3 protein-coding genes are annotated in these 3,401 nt (G+C 42.5%); all 3 read left to right on the top strand.

Annotated elements, in window-relative coordinates:
- Positions 1-933: hypothetical protein (locus KGY70_19340; protein MBS3777357.1), on the top strand; the 933-nt coding region annotated here is incomplete at its 5' end.
- An 11-nt stretch (positions 934-944) separates the two neighbouring features.
- Complete coding sequence (locus KGY70_19335) at positions 945-2,249, top strand: FtsX-like permease family protein (GenBank protein ID MBS3777356.1); 1,305 nt, start codon at positions 945-947, stop codon at positions 2,247-2,249.
- A 301-nt stretch (positions 2,250-2,550) separates the two neighbouring features.
- On the top strand, positions 2,551-3,228 hold the full coding sequence (locus KGY70_19330) for an ABC transporter ATP-binding protein (protein ID MBS3777355.1): 678 nt from the start codon (positions 2,551-2,553) through the stop codon (positions 3,226-3,228).
- Positions 3,229-3,401: the final 173 nt, after the last annotated feature.

Genomic DNA, 3,401 nt, shown 5'->3' with positions numbered 1-3,401 from the left:
ACCTTTGCCGAGTTTCAGGAAATGCTCAGTAAAGACAACTCAGTGCTCAATCTTCGTATTGAAAAACTGGATGTTGAAACAAATCCCGATCAATACGAACAATTGCTGCAGGATAATAAACCCGGTAAGCTACCTGCTCTTGCCTTGTGGTATCCGCGAGAGAAAGGGAGCAATAAACCTTTTTGGACCGGTCCACTGCATATGCCGGTTTTGGAAACTATGATGGAGTCTGCAAAATTCAGGGAGTTAACCAATCATTTACTTGAAGGAAGTCCTGTTGTATGGATGCTTGTCCAACCGGCCGGTCAAACAGATAATAATGAGACGGTTGTTAGATTGAAAGAAGGAATTTCAAAAACGGTGACTGAGATGAAACAAAACCCTCGATTTGAAGACCTGTTAAAAAGCGAAGAGGGGGAGGTTTCTTTTCCCGTAGTAGAAGTTTCCGCAGACAACGCCGGTGAAGCGGTTTTGCTCTCTATGATCACAGGCCTTAAAGAAGGATCCGGGATAAATGAACCCCTGGTTATACCGGTTTTTGGCAGGGGAAGGGCTCTAACCACTGTTAGCGGAAAGGATATATCTCAGGAAAGTATCTACAACATCATGAGGTTTCTTATGAGTCCATGTGCCTGTCAGGTGAAAATGGCCAGCCCGGGAACAGATTTGTTGGTAAAGGCCAATTGGGAAAAAGCATTTAACGAGTATTCAGATCAACAGTCTTCTCCAACGCTTACCAGCGTGATGCCAGACTCTGCCTCGGCCTCCGGTTCAACAATTACTACTACAGAAAATGATTCCATCATTGATCTTACTACCGACCAGAATGCTTCATTTTTTAGTTCTAAAATAATGAATACCACCGGTAGTATAATAGGGATTCTTGTTGTGATCATCGGTGTGGTGACTGTTATTGTTTTAAAGCGAAGATAAAGAAGATCAATATGAAAAAAGGGATTTCCGGCCACAGATTGGTTAAGGATGAAATGGGTTATCGCAGGAGAAATTTTATTCTTTCTGTGGTTTCTGTTTTTATTGCCATAAGTGCATTGATCGGTTCAATACTGATTCTACGTATCCATGATTATCGCACCAACCAGATCCTACAGACCAAAAAGGCGCAACTGGAACAGCGTATGGATTCCCTTCGGAATGATATGCGTAAAGCAACTCTGGAACTGGGTTTCAATATTTTGATACTTCCTAAAAATCAGGATGTCTCTGATTGGTATGCCAAAGATTATGGGGATACGTATATGCCGGAAAATTATGTAGAGGAACTGGCCGGTTCAGGTTTACTTATAGCCAGGCATTTTCTTCCGATTTTGCAAACCAGGGTGAAATGGGAAGAAAAAGATACCGAGATCATTCTGATTGGCACGAGAGGAGAAGTGCCGAATCAGGATAAGCCCTATAGAGAGCCCATGGTGAATCCCGTATCCGAAGGCACTATCAAACTGGGATATCGTCTCCATAGAAAATTGGATCTGAATGAAGGAGAGGAGATTCGACTTAATGGGGAGCAATTTATTGTAGATGAATGTTTTGAGGAAAGGGGCAATAAGGATGATATCTCCGCCTGGATTTATCTGGAAAAAGCCCAGAAAATGTTAAACAAAAAGGGAGTGATCAATGCCATACTTGCATTGGAATGTTTGTGTTTTGGAGATGTAGAGCCCGGGGAATTAAGAAGCAAAATAACGGAGGTTCTTCCCGGAACACAGGTGATCGAGCAGGGTAGCAGCAAGATCCTGGCAAGAGAAGAAGCCCGCATGAAAGTACGGGAAAGAGCAAAGCAATCCATACAAAGTGAAATGAAACATCGTCAGAATTTACGGGAAGTAAGGGAAAGCATTACTTCTGTTTTGATTCCGGTGATTTTTATTGCATGTGGCGTTTGGATCGCGTTTTTGGGCTTACTGAATTTCCGCTCGCGGCGTGGAGAGATCGGTATCTTTAGGGCAATGGGTTTCCCGGTAGGAAAGATTTTGCAGGTTTTTCTCACGAAGTATTTTATAATTGGTATTTTAGGTGGCATTACGGGATTTCTGGGAGGACTTCTTTCCAGTTACATTTTCAGTAAGTTCCTGGAAGGCTCATTTGTTTGGATTAACCTTGAACCCTCGTATTTAGCCTGGTTGCTTCTTATTTCCATTGCGGGTGCCACGCTGTTGTCAATAATGGCAGCATGGATCCCAGCCTTGGCAACCGCCAGGGAGGATCCGGCAGAAATACTGCACAGAGAGTAAGCCAAAATTCAGCGAAAAGGATGTATTAAAGTCAAAGAAACCCGCATCTAGGAACCTTCACAACAAGGACATGAGTGGCATGCGGGTTCCATGGCGAAGGAAGCACAAGGTTTGATTTTTGAGGTTTTATTTAATTGAATTACAAATATATAATCAAACTTTATCCGAATGAAACCCGCATGCAGAACCTACACAACAAGAAAATGATTAACATGCGGGTTCCATGGAGATACAAGCAAAGTTATTGAATTTGGCATGTAAATCAATCTGAAATTTAATCCTTTAATAAACTGTTACACTAATGAATTATAAGAAGCGTATGCTTATATTTAATAATATCAATAAAACATTTCATGTAAAACAAGGAACTGTTGAAGCCTTGAAAGACATCTCTTTTGAGCTTGAGGAAGGTGCGTTTTTAACGGTTAACGGGCCCAGTGGATGCGGAAAAACCACCCTTTTGCTGATAGCAGGCTCTTTACTGCATCCTACAAGCGGGAATGTCACTATAGACGGCCAGGATCCTTATAAAATGGACAATGCCCAAAGGAACAGGCTTCGGGCCAATACCCTCGGATTTGTCTTTCAACAGTTTCATCTTATTCCATACCTTTCTGTTCGGCAAAATATTGTTTCTCCTGCTTTGGCTACTGGAAATCACGACACCAGAGCCAGGGCCGAGCAGCTTGCAGAGCATTTCGGACTCTCCGGCCGAATGGATCATTTCCCGTATCAGATGAGCATGGGAGAAAAACAACGAACCGCTCTGGCCAGAGCTTTGTTTAACAGACCACAAATTATCCTGGCCGATGAACCCACCGGGAATCTTGATGAAGACAACGCACACATCATTTTTTCATATCTCCGGGAGTATACCCGCGAAGGTGGAAGCGTTTTGCTGGTATCTCACGACAGCAAAGCAGCTCAATACAGTACCCGCATATTGCACATGCAAAAGGGAGAAATATTGCCGGAATAGTCTGATCCGGAAATTTTATGTACTGCCCCACGGTATTTTAGGTATCTTTGTTGTTGCGCCCGGAGTTAATAAGGTTATCATCACAAATGGAAATAAATATGAAAAGGTTAATTTCTGCCTGGAAACTCATTAAAGGTGAAATAGGTTACCGAAAGATGAATTTCATTCTCTCT

The organism is Bacteroidales bacterium, assembly GCA_018334875.1.
GTDB lineage: Bacteria > Bacteroidota > Bacteroidia > Bacteroidales > UBA12077 > JAGXLC01.
The sequence above is the reverse complement of the archived record's forward strand: the minus strand, read 5'-3'. Positions and strand labels throughout refer to the sequence as shown.